Annotated in this window: 28 protein-coding genes; 9 read left to right on the forward strand and 19 right to left on the reverse strand. The window is 68.6% G+C overall.

Going from position 1 to position 20415, the window contains the following annotated elements:
* Nucleotides 1-33 precede the first annotated feature (33 nt).
* Nucleotides 34-819 (reverse strand): SAM-dependent methyltransferase, encoded by a 786-nt coding sequence (locus tag FHX73_RS32760; RefSeq protein WP_211786400.1) that lies wholly within the window; start codon nt 817-819, stop codon nt 34-36.
* Here FHX73_RS32760 and FHX73_RS32765 point away from each other — a divergent pair.
* Nucleotides 818-2353 (forward strand): recombinase family protein, encoded by a 1536-nt coding sequence (locus tag FHX73_RS32765; protein ID WP_246214024.1) that lies wholly within the window; start codon nt 818-820, stop codon nt 2351-2353. The two genes, FHX73_RS32760 and FHX73_RS32765, sit on opposite strands and share 2 nt — an antisense overlap.
* Before the next feature lie 51 nt (nt 2354-2404).
* Here FHX73_RS32765 and FHX73_RS32770 read toward each other — a convergent pair whose 3' ends face one another.
* From FHX73_RS32770 to FHX73_RS32800, 7 genes are all read right to left on the reverse strand, one after another.
* Nucleotides 2405-2854 (reverse strand): hypothetical protein, encoded by a 450-nt coding sequence (locus FHX73_RS32770; protein WP_145909574.1) that lies wholly within the window; start codon nt 2852-2854, stop codon nt 2405-2407.
* A 32-nt stretch (nt 2855-2886) separates the two neighbouring features.
* Nucleotides 2887-4383 (reverse strand): replication initiator, encoded by a 1497-nt coding sequence (locus FHX73_RS32775; protein WP_246214025.1) that lies wholly within the window; start codon nt 4381-4383, stop codon nt 2887-2889.
* A 144-nt stretch (nt 4384-4527) separates the two neighbouring features.
* A complete protein-coding gene (locus FHX73_RS32780) occupies nt 4528-4725 on the reverse strand; it encodes a hypothetical protein (RefSeq protein WP_145909575.1) in 198 nt (65 codons plus the stop codon).
* Complete coding sequence (locus tag FHX73_RS32785; protein WP_246214053.1) at nt 4722-6074, reverse strand: FtsK/SpoIIIE domain-containing protein; 1353 nt, start codon at nt 6072-6074, stop codon at nt 4722-4724. The genes FHX73_RS32780 and FHX73_RS32785 overlap by 4 nt, the downstream gene beginning before the upstream one ends.
* Nucleotides 6075-6079: 5 nt before the next feature.
* A complete protein-coding gene (locus tag FHX73_RS32790) occupies nt 6080-6646 on the reverse strand; it encodes an RDD family protein (RefSeq protein WP_145909576.1) in 567 nt (188 codons plus the stop codon).
* Nucleotides 6646-6879, reverse strand: coding sequence for a hypothetical protein (locus FHX73_RS32795; RefSeq protein WP_145909577.1), 234 nt, complete (start codon nt 6877-6879; stop codon nt 6646-6648). The genes FHX73_RS32790 and FHX73_RS32795 overlap by 1 nt, the downstream gene beginning before the upstream one ends.
* Entirely contained in the window at nt 6876-7250 is a 375-nt protein-coding gene (locus FHX73_RS32800) for a hypothetical protein (RefSeq protein ID WP_145909578.1), read from the reverse strand. The genes FHX73_RS32795 and FHX73_RS32800 overlap by 4 nt, the downstream gene beginning before the upstream one ends.
* A 220-nt stretch (nt 7251-7470) precedes the next feature.
* Here FHX73_RS32800 and FHX73_RS32805 point away from each other — a divergent pair, with 220 nt between their 5' ends.
* The 3 genes from FHX73_RS32805 (at nt 7471) to FHX73_RS32815 (ending at nt 9158) form a co-directional block, all read left to right on the forward strand.
* The gene (locus FHX73_RS32805; RefSeq protein ID WP_145909579.1) at nt 7471-8223 is read left to right on the forward strand and encodes a GntR family transcriptional regulator; all 753 of its coding nucleotides are present in this window, start codon (nt 7471-7473) and stop codon (nt 8221-8223) included.
* A gap of 113 nt (nt 8224-8336) precedes the next feature.
* Nucleotides 8337-8927, forward strand: a complete 591-nt coding sequence (locus FHX73_RS32810) for a hypothetical protein (protein WP_145909580.1) — start codon at nt 8337-8339, stop codon at nt 8925-8927.
* A 36-nt stretch (nt 8928-8963) separates the two neighbouring features.
* Complete coding sequence (locus FHX73_RS32815) at nt 8964-9158, forward strand: hypothetical protein (protein WP_145909581.1); 195 nt, start codon at nt 8964-8966, stop codon at nt 9156-9158.
* A gap of 1250 nt (nt 9159-10408) precedes the next feature.
* On the opposite strand, the gene FHX73_RS32820 is transcribed toward FHX73_RS32815, so the two are convergent.
* The 7 genes from FHX73_RS32820 to FHX73_RS32850 form a co-directional block, all read right to left on the reverse strand.
* Nucleotides 10409-10747: a hypothetical protein gene (locus tag FHX73_RS32820; protein WP_145909582.1), complete on the reverse strand. Its 339-nt coding sequence runs from the start codon at nt 10745-10747 to the stop codon at nt 10409-10411.
* 216 nt (nt 10748-10963) lie between these two features.
* A complete protein-coding gene (locus FHX73_RS32825; protein WP_145909583.1) occupies nt 10964-11371 on the reverse strand; it encodes a hypothetical protein in 408 nt (135 codons plus the stop codon).
* A gap of 314 nt (nt 11372-11685) precedes the next feature.
* Entirely contained in the window at nt 11686-11961 is a 276-nt protein-coding gene (locus FHX73_RS32830; RefSeq protein WP_145909584.1) for a hypothetical protein, read from the reverse strand.
* Between the two features lie 29 nt (nt 11962-11990).
* A complete protein-coding gene (locus FHX73_RS32835) occupies nt 11991-12488 on the reverse strand; it encodes an NUDIX domain-containing protein (protein ID WP_145909585.1) in 498 nt (165 codons plus the stop codon).
* Between the two features lie 309 nt (nt 12489-12797).
* Nucleotides 12798-12986: a hypothetical protein gene (locus FHX73_RS32840; protein WP_145909586.1), complete on the reverse strand. Its 189-nt coding sequence runs from the start codon at nt 12984-12986 to the stop codon at nt 12798-12800.
* Nucleotides 12987-13188: 202 nt separating this feature from the next.
* The gene (locus FHX73_RS32845; RefSeq protein ID WP_145909587.1) at nt 13189-13446 is read right to left on the reverse strand and encodes a hypothetical protein; all 258 of its coding nucleotides are present in this window, start codon (nt 13444-13446) and stop codon (nt 13189-13191) included.
* Nucleotides 13443-13910, reverse strand: coding sequence for an ATP-binding protein (locus FHX73_RS32850; RefSeq protein WP_145909588.1), 468 nt, complete (start codon nt 13908-13910; stop codon nt 13443-13445). The genes FHX73_RS32845 and FHX73_RS32850 overlap by 4 nt, the downstream gene beginning before the upstream one ends.
* Nucleotides 13911-14152: 242 nt before the next feature.
* Between FHX73_RS32850 and FHX73_RS32855 the strand changes: the two genes are divergently transcribed.
* The gene (locus FHX73_RS32855) at nt 14153-14953 is read left to right on the forward strand and encodes a DUF5753 domain-containing protein (protein WP_170305181.1); all 801 of its coding nucleotides are present in this window, start codon (nt 14153-14155) and stop codon (nt 14951-14953) included.
* Entirely contained in the window at nt 14943-15149 is a 207-nt protein-coding gene (locus FHX73_RS32860) for a DUF397 domain-containing protein (RefSeq protein ID WP_145909590.1), read from the forward strand. Before FHX73_RS32855 ends, FHX73_RS32860 begins: the two co-directional genes overlap by 11 nt.
* A 387-nt stretch (nt 15150-15536) precedes the next feature.
* Here FHX73_RS32860 and FHX73_RS32865 read toward each other — a convergent pair whose 3' ends face one another.
* The 4 genes from FHX73_RS32865 to FHX73_RS32880 form a co-directional block, all read right to left on the reverse strand.
* Entirely contained in the window at nt 15537-15656 is a 120-nt protein-coding gene (locus FHX73_RS32865; protein WP_145909591.1) for an SAM-dependent methyltransferase, read from the reverse strand.
* A gap of 141 nt (nt 15657-15797) precedes the next feature.
* A complete protein-coding gene (locus FHX73_RS32870; protein ID WP_170305182.1) occupies nt 15798-16295 on the reverse strand; it encodes an NUDIX domain-containing protein in 498 nt (165 codons plus the stop codon).
* Nucleotides 16296-16383: 88 nt separating this feature from the next.
* Complete coding sequence (locus tag FHX73_RS32875; protein WP_145909593.1) at nt 16384-16587, reverse strand: hypothetical protein; 204 nt, start codon at nt 16585-16587, stop codon at nt 16384-16386.
* A gap of 121 nt (nt 16588-16708) precedes the next feature.
* Nucleotides 16709-16957, reverse strand: coding sequence for a hypothetical protein (locus tag FHX73_RS32880; protein WP_145909594.1), 249 nt, complete (start codon nt 16955-16957; stop codon nt 16709-16711).
* A 575-nt stretch (nt 16958-17532) separates the two neighbouring features.
* Between FHX73_RS32880 and FHX73_RS32885 the strand changes: the two genes are divergently transcribed.
* The 3 genes from FHX73_RS32885 (at nt 17533) to FHX73_RS32895 (ending at nt 20363) form a co-directional block, all read left to right on the forward strand.
* Nucleotides 17533-18264, forward strand: coding sequence for a helix-turn-helix domain-containing protein (locus FHX73_RS32885; protein ID WP_145909595.1), 732 nt, complete (start codon nt 17533-17535; stop codon nt 18262-18264).
* Nucleotides 18265-18426: 162 nt separating this feature from the next.
* Entirely contained in the window at nt 18427-18975 is a 549-nt protein-coding gene (locus tag FHX73_RS32890; protein ID WP_145909596.1) for a cupin domain-containing protein, read from the forward strand.
* 221 nt (nt 18976-19196) lie between these two features.
* Nucleotides 19197-20363: an FG-GAP repeat domain-containing protein gene (locus FHX73_RS32895; RefSeq protein ID WP_145909597.1), complete on the forward strand. Its 1167-nt coding sequence runs from the start codon at nt 19197-19199 to the stop codon at nt 20361-20363.
* Nucleotides 20364-20415 lie beyond the last annotated feature (52 nt).

The following is a 20415-nucleotide window of genomic DNA, read 5'->3' on the forward strand; positions in this document are numbered from 1 at the left end:
CGTCCGGGATCTCTTTGTTCAGCGGATCCTCGCTCAGCGGATCCTCCCGACCGCGCCGTACACCGAGACGTGCGCCGGGTCCGGCAGCTCGCCCGCCGACCCCTCCGGGCGCCAGCGGGAAACCAGCTCGATGCCGGGCTGGACCAGGTCCGTCCCCTCGAAGAACTCGGCGAACTCCGCGCGGCTGCGGGCCGTGAGCGGCACGCCCGAGTCGCGGTAGCTCTGCACCAGGCGACCGGTCTCGACCGGGTCCAGATCGCCCGTCAGGTGGGTCATCGCCAGGTAGCTGCCGGAGGGCAGCGCCTGGGTCAGCTTGCGGACGATGCCGTACGGATCGTCCGAGTCCGGGACGAAGTGCAGGATGGCGACCAGCATCAGCGCGATCGGCTGCCCGAGGTCGAACACCTCGGCGAGGGCCGGGGCGCCGAGAATGGCGTCCGGGTCGCGCAGGTCCGCGTCGATGTAGCGGGTGCGACCCTCGGCGGAGCTGACCAGCAGGGCGCGGGCGTGGGCCAGCACGATCGGGTCGTTGTCCACGTAGACCACCCGGGCCTGCGGGTCTACCGACTGGGCGACCTCATGGGTGTTGCCGGCGGTCGGGATGCCGGTCCCGACGTCCAGGAACTGACGCACCCCCAGCTCCTCGACCAGCGTGCGCACCGCCCGACCGAGGAACCGGCGGTTCTCCCGGGTTGCGGTCCGCACGGTGGGCCACCCCTGCTCCGCCCGGTCGGCGGCGGCCCGGTCGGCCGGGAAGTGGTCCTTGCCACCCAGGAAGTCCCCCAATTCGCACAGTCGTGCGAGATAGGTGGGCATCATGTCTGATGTGATCACAACCGAGTATGACGGATGTGGGATGTGCTTCGTTGCGTCGCGCAGGTTGAGCCGTTCGACGGACAGCACGAGCAGCCCGGAACGGCAAGCAAATCAGATCATCGACGCCGTCAGCCGGGTGGGCGGGCACATCATCGCGTGGGCCGACGACTGGGAGGTGTCGGGCGCGACCGACCCCATGACCCGCAAGGGGCTTGGCCCCTGGTTGCAGGGGAAGATGGGCCCCTATGACGGGCTTGCCGCAGCGTCCGTGGACCGCGCAGGGCGCAACGTGCGGGATGTGCTCAACACACAGGACATGCTGACCAAGCAGGGCCGGAAGATCGTCACCGCCGACCACGAAGGCGTGTGGGACTTCAGCAACGTCAACGACGAGAACGAGTGGATGTTGAAGGCGTGGGGCTCACAGTTGGAGCTGAGGGCGATTCAGAAGCGGAATCGTGACGAGACGCTGCGTGCCCGTGAAGCGGGACAGCCCAAGCAGCGTCCCTCCTACGGCTACATGTACGTGCGGTTGTTCGCCGGCTCAAAGGTTGATCACGTGGAGATCGACCCGGTTGGTGCGGAGATCATCCGCACGGTGGCCGAACGCATCCTCGCCGACGAGACCGGGAAGATCACGTGCGCCACCGAAGCCGCCCGACTCAACCGTGAGGGCGTGCCCAGCCCGGGAGACCGCCGCGCCCAGCTCTACGGCCGTGAGCAGAAGGGCTCCCTGTGGACGCTGAAGACGGTCAAGCTGATCTTGACCAGTGAGGCCGCGCTCGGCTACCTCATGCACGACGGAGCCCCGGTAGTCGGCCAGGAAGGGCAGCCCGTACGAATCGCAGACCCCCTGTGGGATCACGCGACCAGGGAGGCGCTGATCAAGGCGACCGCCATCAAGCGCGTTCCCAGCCGAGCCCCCAAGGGCACGAGGTTGCTGTCCGGCATCGCATTCTGCGGAACGTGCGGGATGCGCCTTTACGTCGCGGGCCGCAAGGGGCCGGTCATGGCCTACGGCTGCACAGCCCGAGTGCGCGGGATCGCCACCTCGCAGCACTGCAAGCCAGCCCCGGGCATGTACATCAACGTGCTCGACGAAGCCGTCACACAATGGTTCCTGGGTCGATTCGGTCAGGCCGAAGTCATGCGCAAGGTCTACGACCCCGGTACCGGCTATGCCGCCCGCATTGCCGAGCTTGGGAAGAACCGCACGCGTCTGCGCGCCGACCGACAGGCCGGACTCTACGACTCGCCGGCCGACACCGAGTGGTACCAGGCGAGTTACACCCGCCTCGGCCAGGAGATCACCGAGCTTCAGGCCCTGCCCGAGCGCGCGCCGGGGATGCGGATGATGCCCACTGGGATCACGGTCACCCAGCAGTGGGAGCAGGCCGCAGACCACGCGGCCCGGCGCGAGATCCTCAACCAGTACGACGTGCGCGTGGTTCTGCACCCCCGGCGCAGGGGCGAGGGGGCATCCCGCTACGAGATCACCGGGATCAACAGCGAGGAATGGTTCCCGGTCGAGCCGTGACCGCGTGCAGCCAGCAGCCGCACGGGCAACTGTCCGTGCGGCTGCTGCCGTTCAGGCCTGAACTGATCTCAGGTTGGACAGCGCGGGGGCCAGGTGTCGCACGAACCCGCCGCCCCGATGCTTGACGATCACCACTCGCGCCCCCAGCCAGCCGAGCGACCAGTCCACCAACCTCGCCGCAGCGTCCGGGCCGAAGACCTCTGCCACTGTCCACGGAGCCAGGTCGAGCCCGATTACACCTCCGGGAGCCTCCAGCAGCCGAAAGCCCAGTGCCGACCCCGATGCCCACGTGATCCACACCCGCAACGCCGACGCACTGGTGGTGACGGCCCAGCCACCAGAACCGTCGTGCGCCACCGAGCCGCCCAGTAGACGGGCCCACCGTCCCGCCCGCTCCTGACTGACCGTTAGCAGTCGCCACACCGCGACCATGTCCCCGCCGGGCACCCGTACACCATGCACCATCGCCCAGCCCACCACGTCAGCCCCCACGACGCCCACCCCCCTGATCATCCGTACGTGCCCACCTGTCGTCAGCCCGCCCTGGTCCCCGCCGTGCCCCACCCACCCACCCACCCAAGGACTCGGTAATCCCGGGCAAGCTCGCGGGCCCGCTGACCCTCCCACGCGATCTGCGCTGCCACCTGAGCCTCACCCGGCGAGTGACCCGCCCTGACGAACCGCCACTCACCGATGATCAGCTCACCCGGGCCCAACCTCCGGGTACCGCCGTACGCGGCCCGATCCGCCCTCAGCCGCTTGAACGTCACCGAGTAGGCCCTCGTCTTGGTCAGGCAGTGCCCCCGGAAGCCGAGCGCGTGTGCCCACAACCGCAGCCGCAGGTGCGCCAGCTCCGCCAGGCCGCCGAGCCGCCATGCCATCCCGACCAGCGCCCGCACATGCCCCGATACCGGCAGGAACTGCACCTGACGCCCGCTCGTGATCCGGTGATCCAGCGCTCCGGACCCGTCGGTGCTCTTGGTGGTGTACTTCGCCAGGTAGGCGGCCACCCGCTCATCGGTCGCCACACCGGCACCGGCGATCGGGTGCACCTCCACCTGGTCCCCGAACTTCAGGGCCGGCACCGCGTACGCGTCCGAGGACACCACCCGCACCCGAGCCGCGACCGCCGCCGACCGCACCGCCGCAAGCAGAACACCTATGGACGCCCATTCGGGCGGCTCATTTTCCAAGGACGCCGGGCCGGTCGTGCCACCGTCCGCAGCAGCCGGGCCAACCGCCTCGGGGCCCTGCGGCCCGTCGAGGCGCACGACCGCGTGGAAGTGCACCGCCCCGCGCTTTTGGAACTCGGCCACCTTCACCGCCGAGACCCGAAGCGCCCGCCGCACCGCCGACTTACCCAACCCGCCGGCCACGCCGAGCCGGTAGTAGAGGGCATCCACGAACAGGGACCACAGCCGTCCGGCGTGCGCGTGCCACAGCACGTGACCCGTGTAGTCGTAGCACCCGGCACAGAGCGGCTGACCCACCAGGCCCGAGTCCTCCCGGTGACGCCGGCCGCAGCCCAACGGCGCCCCGTGCTCGCATGATCCTTCGCGGACTCGCACGCACCGGCCCGCCCGGTGCACCTCACCGAAGCTCGGGGCCGTCAGCGTCAGGAAGACCGCCGGATGCTCCCGCACCGAGGGGGCCACACCCTTACCGCCGACCAGGCCCGCCTTTACGACCTGCCAGGCGTCGCCCTGATACAGCCGCGAGCACGGCTCACACACCGTCGCCCTGCGGTTGCGGCACCGAAGCGCCAGCCGGCCCCCCGGCTCCACAGCGGTCGAGTACTCCCGCACCACCTCACCCGTGGCACCGTCGACCACCGTCGAGCGGCCCGCCACATACACCGGACGCGCACACCCACCCGTCGCGGCAACCTGCTCCAACCACCTCGCCAGGTCCGGCATCTGCCCCAGCCGAACAAGGTCCCGATCCACCACCGACAGCTGACGTAGCCGCTCCTCCTGTGCAAGGAAGCGCCGCCGAGCCTCAACACTTTCGAACGGATTGATCCCGATCATGGGGGATGACTCCAAGGAAAACCGGGCCGCCCCGGCCACACCGGGCACGAGCACCCGATGCGACCGGAGACGACGAAGGACAGGACTCGGGGCGGGGCGGTTGGTCGACCACTCATCTCGCACTCCAGTTCGATTAGAAGAAGATCAGGGGCCGGTCTGGACGCCGCCGAACATGGCGTCGACCACCTGTCCCAACAGGTCGGAGAGCCCGTGGCCCAGCTGGGTGGAGGCCAGCAGCAGGAACCACGCGCCGATCAGAAGGATCTGCCACACCCGGATCTGTCCGGTCCAGGTCATGACCAGGGCGAAGAACCCCAGGAACAGCAGCAGGACGATGATCATTCGCCGCCCACCCCTCCCACCGAAGCCGCGTACAGGGCCTCCAACTCCGGTGTCAGCGCCGCGTGTTCGGTCGACACCGCCCGCGCCTCATCCACCGTCACCAGGTGGGTGCGGGCCCGCATCCAACTCCCGCTGCTGCCAGGGGCGTTGAAGGCGACCGCCAGCCCGGGGAAGACCTCCGGGATCCGCATCGCCGACTCCACCGCAGCATCGTCCAGGTCACCGAGAGCCATCTCCGCCGTCCCCGCGTCCGAGACCCGAAAGCACGCCCGGCCGGCCAACTGGGCCCGAAGCGCCGTCGCACCCTGCCCCAGATCCGAGCCGAAACGCTGACCGGCGACCACCAGATGCACCCCAAGAGCCGCACCCAACTGCGCCACCCGCAGCAGCGCGGTCGTCACCTGCGCCACCTCCGCCTTCTCCGACGAGTTCGCCGTCAGGAACAGCTCGGCGACCTCGTCCACCAGGACCACGATCGGCACCGGCCGTTCGCTGTCGGGCAGTTCCCAGACACTGCGCACTCCGGCCATCCGGCACAGCGCCATCCGCCCCGTCAACCCCTCCAGCAGCTGATCCAGCAGCACCGCCGCTGACTTTCGGTCAGTGGCTAGAGCCGTGAACCGAGGCTCGAACGCGGCTAGTTCAAGGCCCCCCTTTAGGTCCAGGCCGACCAGAGCCACCCGCTGTGGTGCCAGCGCACGCACCAAGGCAGAGATGAAGGTCGACTTGCCCGAGCGGGTGGCACCCACGATCAGCCAGTGCGGCACCGTCCGGAAGGACACCCGCCACGGCGTCCCGTCCTCCCAGAACCCCACCACGGCTTCCAGCAGACCCACCGCACCCACGTACGGGCGAAGCGGCACCGCCAGCGGATCCCACGCCAGCGCCACCAACACCACCCGGCCCCGCTCACGCGAGAGGGCCCGCACCGAGTGCACGCGCCACGCGTGAGCCATCGACTCGGCCGCCGCCGCGTACAGGTCCGGCGTCTGCCCCGGGTGCAACTTCACCTCGACCTCAAGCCCACCGAGCCGCCAGCGCGGCAGGCCCAGCTTGGGCTTGATCATCCGCAAGGCCCGCCCCCGCACCACGACACCCCGACCCACCAAGGCCATCGGGGGCCGCTTGGACACCGACAGGCCCTGCACATCCGACAGGCGTCGCCACGTCCACACCAGCCGGACCACCGCCACCGGGAACCCGACCAGCGCCCACCACGCGTGCGGCCGGCGCACCCGCAGCCACGGACCCGCCATCGCCACCGCCAGCCACAAGGCCAGCACCCCCAACACCACCCACACCACCACCGGCAGCTGAGCACCCGCCGGTGCGCCGTCCATCCCGCGCATGTTCGTCACGACGTCCCCTCCTTCGCGATTGCGATCTGGTTGATCACCGACACGTCCACCACCAGCGAGCGGGACAGCTGATCGGCGAAGGTTTGCTTCCGGTAGTGCGCGAGCGGCCACAGGAAACCGAAGAACAGCGGCGCGATGTCGACCAGGTGCAGCACGCTGCGCATCACGGAGCGGGCCGGGCCGATCGGCGCCCCGGTGTCCTCATCCACCGTCACGATCCGCATCAGCCGCTGACCCAGCGACTGCCCGGTCCGGCCCCGCTCCGCCGCTTGCCACACCAGGAAGAGGACCGGCAGCGCCCAGTAGAAGAACCTGAACATCGGGCTCATCTGGTAGCCCGTCAGCAGCGCCACCGCCTGGACCAGCGCGAAGACCGGCCGGGCCCAGTACAGGGCCACCTCATAGATGCTCATGATGCTGGCCGCGATCGACAGCTCCAGTAGCGTCGCCATCGCCCGCGTCGACCAGGCCGCCAGCCCCGGCACCGCCGGCGGCCGCACCACGCCCCGCCGAGGCGCGCGCCGCTCACCCACCAGCGAGCGCCACTGATCAGCGGTGGCCATCAGCTCCCACCGCCCAGGTCCAGCGGCGGCAGCGGAACACCGTTCTCCGCCGCCAGGTTCAGCAGCTCCGTCTCAAGATCCCGGGCCAGCTGACAGGCATCCGCCGCCATCGTCGCCGTGATCGCGAACAGCAGCCGGGCCTGACCCCACTCCATGTCGGCGTGCATCTCATCGCCCAGGTCGGACAGGTCGTGTAGTCGCTCGCGCAGGTCCTGCCACGTCCGGCCGCTCACTTCGCACCACCCCGAGCCCCGCGCGACTCGGCCGCAGCGCCACCAGCTGCTTCGGTCTCGCCCGCAGGCGCCACCGCCACCGACTCAGCCCGGTACGCCAACCCCGCCCGACCCTCGATCTCCCACAGCGAGGCCTCAAGCCCGGTGAAGACCAGGATCTGACCAATCTCCACCTGCGGCTCAGCACCCGGGATCGTCACCTCGATCATCGACGTCCGAGCCCCCGCCGGCCGCACCGCCACGGACACCGTCCACAGCGGCTCACCGGACCTATTCGCCCGCTGTGCTCCCGTGTCCCGGTCGGTCTTCGGCTCCTTCGCCACACAGAGGACCAGACCAACCTTTCGCATGTCCACCGGGACATTGCGCATCTCAACTCCCCCTTCCAGCAGCCACCATGGATCCGCCAGTCATCAGTCATCCGGATGAATTGGCGGAAGACCGATGATGCGCCCGCTTGACGCCGAGCGCAAGGGCATTCATCCTGACGACTGCTGGCTTAAGCTCAGCTGAAGCCCCGTGACCAGGGCTTAGAGCGACCTCGAACCAACTTCTGATCGCAGCAACCCCCGTAGACCTAAGGGGCACAAGATGCCAGTGGGACGCCAGCCGCTTCACGGCCAGGTCGCCGCCGAGATGCGCAAGGCCATCGCGCGTGGCAAGTGGAAGCCGGGAGCCAAGATCCCCACGGAGCCCGAGCTCACCGAGCGGTACGGCGTCTCACGTGCCACCGTCCGCCAAGCCGTCGCCGCCCTGCGCGCCGAAGGACTATTGGACGTCCGACAGGGATCCGGCACCTACGTGCGCGAGCCCCAGGCCACGGTCGACGCGGTTTTCATCAGCCGCACCGTCCACCTCGCCAGCGATGGCACGTTCACATGCCCAAGCGGCTGGGAGGCCAAGGAGAAGGCCACCGCCTACGCAGTGCGCCTGGAACCCTGCCCGGCCGCCCTCCTGCGACTCGACGAGGGCGAAGCCGCGCTCCTGGTCGACCGGCTGATCATCCATCAGCCCACCGGTAACTTGGCCAGGCACAGCATGCTGCTGCCCATGGAGCGGATCACCACAACCAGCCTGGCCGCCGAGCCCGACGTCTGCGCCACCGAGGCCTACCGCCAACTCGCTGCAGCACACGGCCCGTTGATGTGGGACGACGGCGTCACAGCCCGCATGCCCAACCCCGACGAATCCGCCACGCTACGCGTACCCGCAGGCAGCCCCCTGCTGATCACCGAACGACTCACCCAGAGCCAGAGCGGCGAGCGGCTCATGCTGGAAACCCTCACCACCGGCGCCACCGGAATCCACATGGTCTACACCCACCACCCCCAACCGGCTGACTGACCACGGGGGCCGACCGTGGAAGGTCTCTCGGCGCAACCTGCCGGCTTCTGCCCACCTTGGGGTAGTCGCCGAGGCTAGACTTCCCGCAGTCGCTCACAGCCAAGGGGGTGAAGATGAACAACGAGGCACCAAGCATGAAGCCTCACGGCAACGCGCGCTCCGATCTACTGCGCCATCTCGAAATCGAGTTGGCTGGACACATCTTTGGCCCCGAAGAGGCCACACGGGTTCTTTCGTACCTTGCGGAGTTCGCCAGACACGCAGGGGTCGACCCCTCAAGCCTCCTCGCCAGGGCGCCCAGGAGGATGCAGCTCCGCTGCAGCCATGCCGGCCTTGAGGTCATCTACTCCGATCTTGTAATCATCGATGAGCATGACTCTGCGAAGGCTCGGCTAAGCACCGTAGCCGCGAAGCTGCGCGACGCGAAGACAGGGCTGGAACGACGCGCCGCTGCTCGGGAGTTCTTGGCCGCGCTCGCAGCGCTGATCATCTGCTTGTTGCGGTTCCTGGTCCGCGCCCTGCTGCGGCTACTGTCTGGCTCGCTGACCCGAACGCGTACCGCCGATATCCCGGCGTGGCAGCCCGAGCCGATCGACGTATCACCACAGATCACCCCAAGGGGTCCGAACCCCGCCCTCCCCGTGACCACCCACCGGGGCGGGCACAACCGCAGCGCGCTGGGGCGCCTCGAACTAGCTGCCTAAGTGACCCGCCTTCCCTTCACCGGAAGGCTCTTTGTCATGCTCAACTTGACCCACAAGGCCGTACGACCCACCAATGCGCCCGAGGGCACGGGCATCAGCGAGCCGCCGCCAGCATTCGAACTACGCTGCGGCGGACTCTATGTGAGCATCCAGCGGTTTCCCAAGGGATGGCTGGTCAGCACTGGTACGGCTCTGCTCAGTCTCGCCCTGGGCTACCTCGCGCGGCACTGACCGAACGCTCACCGTTCGGCAGATGGCGGCCTCTGCCGAACGGCGGCGCTCGTCGCGCGCATAAGCGCCACGGCACGGGAGCACCTCAGATGGCCACTATTCAGGGTGGATGACCAAGAATTCCCGGCTACTTGGCCTGGCGGGTCAGAGTTGGAGAGGGATGAGCTTGCTCATTGTGTACGTGATGTTGCTTTCTGTGCTCAGGACGGTGAAGCTGACCGCTACCACAGGCACGAACCCCGTGGACTTGGTACACGTGACCGATTTGACAGTGTAGAGGGGGCGCCTGGACGTGTCTCCATCGATCATTAGGACGAGGAATCCGGTCCGGGTAACGAGAAAGCGTCCGGGGCCGCCTTTGCCCGCCGAGTCGGATATGGTCGCGTGTCCGTCGCGCCCTTCCGGCACCGGCTTCAACCAGATTAGGATTTTGTCGGACCCGCTTTTGCCCCGCCAGTCGCCCCCATAGCTGTAGTTAGTTGCCCCCATGCACGACGTGTCAGCCTGATCGACACGGAGGCTGGGCGTTGCTGCGACGGACGGGCCCGCACTTGCCATCAAGGCCAGGGCTGCGGCGAGGGCCGGGCGTGTAATCGCGAACATGTCGAAGTTCCATTCATCGGGGCAAGGGTGACAGGGGCCACCTCAGGCAGGGGCGAATTTGGGCCCGGCATCATTACAGAAGGCAACGTCCGCCCGGGCTGCGGTGTGGGCCGTCCAACGGGAGCCAGCGCTGCCGTGAGACGTCGGGCGACATCAGCTTTAGCCGCCCACGCACCGGCGGCAAATCGGAGGCGAGAAGACAGGGCCGTCCGGCCCACTGTCGTCACGCCCGGACAACGCGTGGAAGGCACGGGGTGGGGCAGGTCGCGACGCGCGTGAGGTCGTCGACCCACAGCAACTGCGCCGCAGCGGTGCACAGGTGGCGCTAGTGTTCGGCCGCCCACAAGCCCAAGACGGCGGCGCGTTCCCGGTCCGCGTCAGCGGTCTTGATGCGTCGGCTTCGTGGGCGAGTTCCGCGCCAGGCACCGGCCCGGGCCAGGTACGGCGACAAGATGGTCCCGAGCCGCGTCCGATCTTGAGCCGCTGGTGCCGTCGTGATTCCGGAAAACCTCATATACGTACTCAAGGCGGCGGCGCGTTCGCGCCGCCGGCGACCCTTGCGCGCTGGCCGGGCTGCGGCCTGGCGGCCGGTCCCGGCCGCGCGCCGGGCCGCCCAGCTCGAACACCCACCCAGGCCAGTACGACGATCACCCGGAAGCGGCAGACCTCCCCGACGGGCCAAGATCATCCGGACCGACACCGCGGGACACCATCTGATCCAGCACCGCGGCAAGGGTTCGCGCACCCTCCACCGTGCCACGCAGGTGCACCAGCCCCGACCCGTCGTCCGCCCATCCGGCCTGCGCCCGCACCACCCCACCCAGGCCGAAGCAGGCGAACACCCGGTTCAACTCACCCGCCGCCGCCCGGGCTTCACGCCACGCTCTGTTGTAGTCCACCCCTGGCAGCATCGGCCCCCCGCCCAGGAAACTGCCCACCGGCTCCGCCGGCTCCGGTTCGTCGTCGTCCCGTCCGAGCTCATCCACAGTTCGTCGCCCCCAGCCCTGTCCGTTAGCACCCGGACCACCCCCGCACCACGGGGGCGCACGCCCGGCGCATAGCCTTGCACTGTAGTCCTCTCAGCACACAGTGCAACCATCAAGCCGCACGAACGGCCGTCCGCGACGAAGTCTGTTGAAACTATTACAAACGCCGAGGGCCCGGTCGCCATGACGGCGGCCAGGCCCTCGGCACCCTGTCGGCTAGTTGTATCCCACTGGGTTAGTCCCATACCAGGTAGTGCCGTTGGGGCTGAACTCCGAAACGAGCGCGTCGTTCGGAGCGTCGATGATGAACGAATCACACGTGCCAGCGGCGAGCGTCAACAGCCCACCGTAGTAGTTCAGTCCCGTCCAGTCGTTGTACAGCCGTACGGTTGCACCCCACTTGTTGTCAACCACACGGAAATAAAAGTCATTCGTGCTCGACTGGTAGTTGCAGATGTCCGCCATCCGCGTGCTGGAGTTGTTGTCCAGGATCAATTCGACATGGTCAGCGGTGTAGGAATCCGATGCCGCGTTCGCAATTCCGGACATACCCACCGTGCTGGCCGTCGCAAGGATGCCAGCAATAGCTGCACACCGTGCGACCTTCCTAATAGCTGCCTTCACGTCCAGTCCCCTCTCCCCGACGATGCCTGATGCAACGTCACGAGCCTTGGACGAAGCTCCGCCTCAGTGCCCCTTCAACTTGGGAGCACCACGAAGAGCCTTGATGTCCACTGGTACAGCGGGCCGACATGCCACTTGGCATGTGCGGGCCGAGGCCATACTCCTGCCCCCAAGCCACGGAGGCAAGAGGCTCGTTGCCTCCCGAACGATCCGCCGCTCGGGAGGCAATACGGGCGCGGCTTGGTTCGTGGTGCCTGTGTGGGGTCAGTCGAAAGCGCTCTGGCAGACCAGGACGGTCACCTCGCCCACTGGTGTCACCGGACCGCCTCCCCGCCCTTCCCGGTGCCCTCCAGTCCGTCCCGCGCCTCGCCCGCCCCGTCCTGCCCCTCCTCGTCCCACAGGGCCGCGTACGCGGCAGCCCGCTCCTGCGGACTCAACGGCGTCCAGCTCAACTCCGCCTCCGGGTCGTAGGACACCATGAGGTCACCGAAGCCATCCGGGTGCACGAACACCCACCGATGCTCCAACTCGCAGACCGGACGGGCGTAGTGGATCAACGCCGCCGCCACCTCGCCCGCCCGCCGACCCATCCCCGGTCCCAAACCCGGCCCGCTCGACATCACGCCACCTGGCCCTGCATCAGGAACCGCCCCAGCGTCGGCCCCACTTCGGCCACCGCCACCGCCCTCGTGATCCGGCGCACGTGATACGGCAGGCACACGGTCTCCAACTCGGCCACCCTCACCCAGTCGTAGCCCAGCAGATCCGGCCCCGCCGCCTCCTGCGGACGCGCCAACCCCGCCTGCTCCACGTCCAACCGGCGCACGAACACGAAGTTGTACCCCTCGCGCGCCTCCGGCTCCGGGTTGGCCGGCGAGTAGTCCACCACCGCCAGATCCGCGCCACCGAACGGCACCACGACGCCCAGCTGCAACCGCACGATCCGCTCCACCGCCACCATCGCCGACTCGTTCGGCGCGCAGTGCCCACCCGGCAACCAACCGCACCGCCGATCCCGCATCCGAAGGACCATCACCTGATCCCGCTCCGGGTGCAGCAGCACCGCCTGCGCCCCGATCCGACGCGGCGGCGGACTGACGTAGTTCGACCTGTCCATGAAGATCGTTCCCTTTCACTCATCACATTTGATGGTTCGAGAAGATGGCGGCCCCGGACCGGACCGAAGCCCGTCGCGACACCGGGGCCCCCAACCCGCCAAGAGAGAGGTGGACCCGACGGGAGATCAGGAGGAGTCACCACTCCGGCGGAGGCTCGTCCCAGCCCTCCGGGGGCAGCACCATGGCACCGGGCACAAATCCCCACGCCCAAGCCCACTGCCGCAGAGCCCAGTTCAGCGTGCTCCGGTCCGGCAGCCGCACCGCCCGCAGCCAGCCACGCAGCACCCGGCGAGCCCGCACTCCGCCCGTCACAGCTCGTCCTCCCCCTGGCCCGCACTGCTCGGGTCCCCGGTCGCGCCGGCCGCGTCCTCCTGCGCCACCAACCGGGCAGCAACCCGAGCGGCCACCCCCGCGTACGGACGCTGCGCCTGGTCGAAGGCCGCCAACACCCGCGACCCGTAGCCGGGCCGCCCGCTGGACACCGTGGAACTGGACATACCTCTCCTCACGAGGACGTCATGACGATGAAGGAGGCGGCCCCGGCCCGGGGAACGGCACCCGTGCGCAGAAAGCCGAGACCGCCCGCCCACCCAGGCACACCAAGCGAAACCCAGGGGGGCGATCAAGAGGAGGGCTCACCTATGCAGGTACGCCCCGCCGCGCGCCGACCCGACCACGCACAGGCCAGCGGACGAACCGTCAACGGTCCGGCAGCTCCGGATCCGTATCGGCAGCCCCGGCCTCGAACGGGTCGAGCACCCTGCCGTACCGCTGCACCGTGTTCGTGTGGGCCACGATGCTGGCCCGCACCGCCAGCCGATAGCCCTCGTCGTGCATGAGCAACAGCAGATGCTCATCCGGGAATTGACGCTGATTCCGGTGATAGTCGACGTCCGCCCACAAGAACGCCAGCACCTCGGGGTCGATGTCGTCGAGAGGAGACCAGTCCCAGCTCACGGCACGTTCCGATCCGGCCGAACGATCGCCCACACCCGCTTGCTCAGCCCGACGTCGGAACCCTCGCTTCCCCACGCCGCGCCCAGCAACTCCACCAGGTGCAGCCCTCGGCCGCCCTCGTCGTCCAAGCTCGCCGACTGCACCGTCGGCAGCGCCCGGCTGGAGTCGTGCACCTCGATCCGAAGCTGCTCGACGGACCCCTCGAACCGCACGAAGATCAGCCCGCCCGAACGTCCGGACCCGTGGATCACCGCATTGGTTACCAGCTCACTGGCCACCAACTCGGCGTTGCACCAGTCAAGTTCAGGGGATTCGAGCTGCGCCAGCAACGTCCGCAGCAGCACGCGAGCTTGGGATGCCGAAGCCTCACGGCACGGCAGCCACACCGAGCCCTCAAGCGCCACCGCGGGCGAACGCCCGGGCAGGACAATCGCTTGCAGATACGGAGCGGTAAAGTTTTGCACGTCGACCTGCCTTCGTCAGGTTGGCCACGCCCCCGGACCGGTCGCACGGTCGCGGGGGTTTCGGTTGCGCCTCGATGCCACGAGCGCAGTGATCGGCCGGCCGCCACTCCTCTCCGTAGCGATCCGCTTACAAGGATCGGGTAGCACGGCTAGCATCGGAAGGATTCCAACTCTGGAATTACGGCTACCTCTAATTGGGGGCGATCTTGAATCGGCGAACACTTGATCCAACGTCATCACCGTTGGCAGCTCTCGCAGTTCAACTTCGCAGGTCGCGGGAGGCGCTGGGCTTGACCCAGCTGGGGCTCGGCCTACTTGTCGGCTACTCCAACACCTACATCTCGAACGTAGAGACGACAAAAGAGGCGCCGAGTTTGACCTTTATCCAGCGCGCCGATCTTCACCTGAAGACGGGCGGGACGCTTGAGCTGCTGTGGTGGAGCTGGAAGAACGGTTCGCTGATCCAGGGCTTCCCCGAGTACACAGCTCAAGAGGCCAACGCGACGGCGCTTAGGATCTTCCAGCCACGCGTGATCCCAGGGCTGTTGCAGACGGCGGAGTACGCCGCAGCCATGGAATCGGGCAACGTCCTTCGCGGTAAGATCAGTCAGGCTCAGGCCGACTCGCGCGTGAAGTTCCTGCTGGACCGGCAACGCATCTTCACCAAAACGCCCCGTCCATCACTGCGCGTCGTCATGGATGAGACGTGTCTAGTCCGACCCATCGGTGGTCCGAGTGTGATGGCGAGGCAACTCCGGCACTTGGAGGTCCTGGCCCGAGAGCCGAGGACCACGATCCAGGTCGCGCTGAACGCGGTGGCGGAGCTGCACCCGTTGAGCCACCCACTGACGTTGCTGACGATGGCAGGTCGGACGATGCTCGGTTACACGGAGGGTCTTCAACGCGGCTACCTGGAGAGGGATAGTGAGACCGTGGCCGAATGGGCCGACGACTACGATCTTCTCCAGGCCGAGGCACTGTCGCCGACTGAGTCACTGGCCAAGACCCGCAGGCTACGAGAGGACTTTGAACATGCTTCCTGACCTGACCGGCGCCAGCTGGCGCAAGAGCACGCACTCGGGCAACGGTGGCGACTGCGTCGAGGTTGCCGATGGCATCCCCGGAGTCGTCCCCGTACGCGACTCGAAGAACCCCAACGGGGGCTCGCTCATCTTCTCGACCGCATCGTTCGCGGCGTTCGTCGAGTCCGTGCGCGCGGGAGAGTTCGGCGAGGCCTGACAGCCCACACAACGCCACAGCAAAGCTGAGGCCCCGGTCGGCCGATGAGCTGGCAACCGGGGCTTCACTTGCGCGCTGTGGCTGGGGACGGTGGGGGGAAGCTTTACGCACCTTGCCGGGCCGGGGCCCGAGTCGGGCAAGACCGGGGGGCCACTCGGCCACATTGCGGTCAGGCCCAAAAGCCCTGACCGAGTCCGCAGCAGCTTACGGCCCCCCGGCCATGCCCGACCCCAGCCCCGCAAGGACACCGCCCAAAGCTTCCCCCCACCTCGGTGTGCCGGCTGCCCGGTCGACCTTCTACACCATCAAAAAGACCCACTGACCTGGGCATCCGGGTAGTGGACAGGTTTGATCAAGGCTTCAGAGGGCAGACTCTGTATAGCGGGACTACCTGCCCAGGTAGTAGTCGTACATCCGGGCGGGGTGCGGTCGGTCGGTCTGCAGGGTGGTGCGCTGCTCCTCGACCGACCGGAACGTGCCCATCCAGTCGTTCTCGTTCCCGCTCAAGCGGAACCCCTCCCTACGGACGTGACCGATGGTCCGTCAGCATACCCAGCATGATCATCATGCCGTGCGTCCCGAGGGAGGTCCAGACCTGACGGCGCTTCGGGTCAACCGGGTGCGGACAGGGGCCCTGGGCGGTCGGCATCAGGCCACCAGCCCCTGCGCCAGGAACCGGCCCACCGGCGCGCCCGCCTCGTGGGCCTCCACAGCCCGGGCGATCCGTCGCACGTGGTACGGCAGGCACACGGTCTCCAACGCGGCCACGTTCACCCAGTCGTAGCCCAGCAGGTCCGGCCCCGCCGCCTCCTGGGGACGCGCCAGGCCGGCCTGCTCCACGCTCAACCGGCGAACGAACACGAAGTTGTACCCCTCCCGCGCCTCCGGTTCCCGGTTGGCCGGCGAGTAGTCCACCACCGCCAGATCCGTGCCGCTGAACGGCACCGCGACGCCCAGCTGCAACCGCACGATCCGCTCCACCGCCACGAGCGCCGACTCGTTCGGCGCGCAGTGCCCACCCGGCAACCAGCCGCAACGGCGCTCCCGCATCCGAAGGACCATCACCTGGTCCTGTTGCGGGTGCAGCAGGACCGCCTGCGCGCCGATTCGGCGGGGCGGGGGGCTGATGTAGTTCGACCTGTCCACGGGGATCGTTCCTTTCACTCATCACGTTTCACGGCAGCCTCGGGTCGGGCGAAGCCCGTTGGTTGGCCGAGGCCGTTGAACTGAACGGTCAGGCGGGGAAGTCATCGCCCTCCGCCCCCTGTTCCTCCCCCTCCCCGCCCCTGGGCGCGCCGGCGCTGCACTGCTCGGCGATGAGCCGGGCGGCCACCCGCGCGGCCACCCCGGCGTACGGCTTCCCCGCCTGGTCGAAAGCCGCCAGGACCCGCGACCCGCAGCGCAGGCCGCCGTTCATCGAACTCCCGGCGCTGGACATGGCTCTTCTCCTCAACTCGGACTTCCAGGAATGTGATTGGGCCAGCGCCACTCGGGGACACCGCGCCCGAGCAGCGAGCAGAGACGCTCCCGCCCACCGTGGTGGCGGAGCCCTCGAATCGTCAGCTGAACCAGCCGCTCAGCCCGTCGTCCTCGCCATCGTCAAGGCCGGCGGGAAGGCCGTGCCGAGCGACCAACTGAGCGGTCCTCACCACGCTCTCCCGGACGGCCTGCCGGTACTCCTCACTGACCATCGCCAGGGCGAGGTGCTCACGGGGGAAAGTCAGGTGATTGCGCGTGTGATCCGGCTCGGCCCACAAGAACGCCCACACCTCCGGCGCGATGTCATCAAGCGAGAAGCCGTCCCTCACCGCCGCCGCCCCGGACACGGACAGCGAGGAGCGTGAACCACCCGCGCCCGCCGGATCGCCGAAGCAACCGCCGGATCAGAACGGCCGTCCGACGCAGCGAGCGCGGCCAGCCCCTCACAGGTCCGACACACATCAGGCAGGCGCTCAACTCCCAGCCCCACACGATTCCTCATCCCGCGTCACGCCTCAATCTGCACTGGACACACCGGCACTCCGGCCAACCCGACACGACCGGCAGGTAAGGCTCGCCAGATCGCACACTCGCGGATTGGAGTACAGCCCGTCTGCCGCCCTTGGTAAGCCTGTAGACCTTCAAGGTCAGCAAACTCGTGCTGCGACTTCCCAATGCACTCTCACCTCCCAGAACACAGAAGCGCCATGCGGACAGCGCGGCAGCACAGTTGCCTCCGTCACGCACTGCATCCACTTGGTGACTCGTTTGCGGGCTTCATGCTGCCGGGTCTTCGAGGACGAAACCTTGACCAAACGGCGGACAACTTGGCCGAAGCGACCTAGGATCCAAGAAGGTCCAAACGTCCCTGGGGGATGCCTTGAATGTGTCTCTGCGGTCTGCTATGGCCGAGGCCGGGCTGTCACCCCGGCAGCTTGCTGTGAGATGTGGTGTCACAGGGAAGACGGTGGAACGCTGGCTGGCGGATGCGGATCGCGTACCGCACGCGCGGAACCGTGAAGACGCTTGCAGGGCACTGGGAGTGGACGAAGAGATGATCTGGCCGTCGGCGATGAAGGACAGGATCAAGACCGGTCATGACCGCGAGCTCGTGCGCTCGTACCCGTACCGCTCCGCCTGCCCGTCCACCGTGTGGGGAGAGTTGATCGACCGAACCACCGCAGACCTCTACCTCGCGGGCTACACCAACTACTTCGTGTGGCTGGAGCAGCCGGCGTTCGCGGAGACGATCCGGCGCAAGGTCGCGTCGGGCTGCCGGGTGCGGTTGCTCCTCGGCGACCCGGAGGGGGAGGTGACGCGGCAGCGGGAGGCCATCGAGGACACCGCGCTGAGCGTGTCGACGCGCATCCGGATCACGTTGGAGAGCCTTCGCGCGCTCAAGAACCTCGCGGGCCTCGAAGCCCGCTTCAGCTCGCCCGAGGACGCCGTGAACCATGTGAGCCTGTCGGTGTTCCGGTTCGACGAGCAGCTTCTCGTGACACCGCACCTGGCCCGCCTGGTCGGCCACGACTCGCCGTTGTTGCACCTGCGGAGGTACGAGAGCGGCGGCATGTTCGACAGGTTCGCCGAGCATGCCGAGGAGCTGTGGACGCGGGGCCAGCCAGTCACCCGCTGACGTCACGGCCGAACCTCCCCGACGCCCCGTCAGCACCCCCACCGTGATCAGGTGTCACCAGAACCGCCGGCCACCCCCGAAGCGCCCCCTGGCATCCCGTCACCGCGCGACCTAGCGTTCAGGGGCGACCGCACACGTCACCGACCCTGCGAGGGAGCCGTCATGTCCACCGAGCCCACTGCCTCCGACCCCGCCACCCCCGGCGGGGCCGCCCGCACCGAGCCCGGCGCCGGGTTCCACCCGCACCTCGGCGAGGCCGGGCCCGCGCAGGACGACGCCCCGCTGCGTGCCCGCCTGCATCACATCCGGGCCGGCGAACTGGACGGCGGCACCGCGCAGAGCGGCGGCATGCGGCGCTTCGCCGCGATCAGCGGCCGGACGGTCGGTTCCGCCAAGCTCTGGATGGGCGAGACCCACGTCGCGCCCGCCACCGCCTCCTCCGACCACCACCACGGCGAGTCCGAGACCGCGATCCACGTGGTCAGCGGCCACCCCGAGTTCGTCTTCCTGGACGACTCCGGCGACCAGCCCGTCGAGGTCCGCCTGAAGACCGGCCCCGGCGACTACGTCTTCGTCCCGCCCTTCGTCCCCCACCGCGAGGAGAACCCGGACCCCGACGAGCCGGCCGTCGTGGTGATCGCCCGCAGCACCCAGGAGGCGATCGTGGTCAACCTGCCGAGCCTTCACCCGCAGCCCGGCGGCAGGGCCTGACCGACCGTCACGGAGTGAGCTGCTGAACAGACTTACGCGGTCCGACGCTGGACGCTCGGGTACCGCTCATCGGCCGCGTGCGCGGCCACTCGAACCGGCGACTCCAGGGTGTCGCTGCCTCCGCTCCGCCGCTCACCGTCTGAGCATCGGCCCCATCTGCCCGATCGGCGCATGGGCCGGTGAGCGGGCGTCGAGCGGGGCCGGATGGGAGATGGTGACGGATGCGCAGGCTGAGACTGGGTCAGGCCGCCCTGGCGGCAGGATTGCTGGCGGCGGGTTCGGTGGTGGCGGTGCCGGGCGGTGCGTCGGCGGCTGACGGGGTGTTCGCGCCGAAGACCGACTACCCGGTGGGGCACAACCCGCGCGGGATCGCGGTGGGTGACTTCACCGGCCGGCACCGGACCGACCTGGTGGTGGCGAACGCCGGGGACGGGACGGTGTCGGTCCTGCTGAACCACGGCGACGGCAAGTTCGCCGCGCAGCGGACCTTCCCGGCCGGTGCGGGGCCGAGTGCCGTCGCGGTGGGGGACTTCCGGGGGAACGGCGTGCAGGACCTGGTGGTCACCGACCAGGACGACGACGGGGTCTCGGTGCTGCTCGGCAACGGGGACGGCACCTTCCAGCCGCCCACCCACTTCGCCACCGGTCCGCACCCGGACGCGGTCGCCGTCGGCGACTTCCGGGGCACGGGGACGCTGGACCTGGCCGTCGGCAACCTGGGCAACACCGGGGACGGCAGCATCTCGCTGCTGCTGGGCAACGGGGACGGCACCTTCCAGGCACCGGTCGGCTACTCGACCGGGGCCAACTCCAACCCGGCCTCGATCGGGCTGGCCGACCTCGGCGGCACCGGTCACCTGGACCTGGCGGTCGCCCTGGACGGTGTCGGCCAGGTGGCGGTGTTCCGCGGCAACGGCGACGGCACGCTGGCCGCGCCGACGGACTACCCGGTCGGGGGCGTCCCGGTCTCGCTGGCCGTCGCCGACCTGCGCGGCACGGGCACGGACGACCTGGTGCTCGCCGACGCCGACAACTCCGCCCGGGTGCTGCTGGGCAACGGGGACGGCACCTTCCAGCCGGAGCACGCCTACGCTGCGGGGACCAGCCCGCTCTCGGTCACGGCGGGCGACTTCACCGGCCACGGCAGGCGCGACCTGGCACTGGCCACGGGTGGCAACTCGCTGGCGCTGCTGCGCGGGAACGGCGACGGCAGCTTCCAGGCCCCGGAGTTCTACCCCACCGGCTCCGGCGACTTCTCGACCCCGGAGTACATCGCGGCCGGCCGCTTCACCCGCCACGGCGGGCTCGACGTGGCCGTGACGAACGCTCAGGACAACACCGTCTCGGTGCTGCTGAACACTGACGACTGCCACGGGCACCGCCCGTAGTCGAGGCGGGAGGTCCGCTCAGCTCGCGGGGTGTGGTCCGGTGCACCGGGGG

This window comes from Kitasatospora viridis (assembly GCF_007829815.1).
In the GTDB taxonomy this organism is placed as follows: domain Bacteria; phylum Actinomycetota; class Actinomycetes; order Streptomycetales; family Streptomycetaceae; genus Kitasatospora; species Kitasatospora viridis.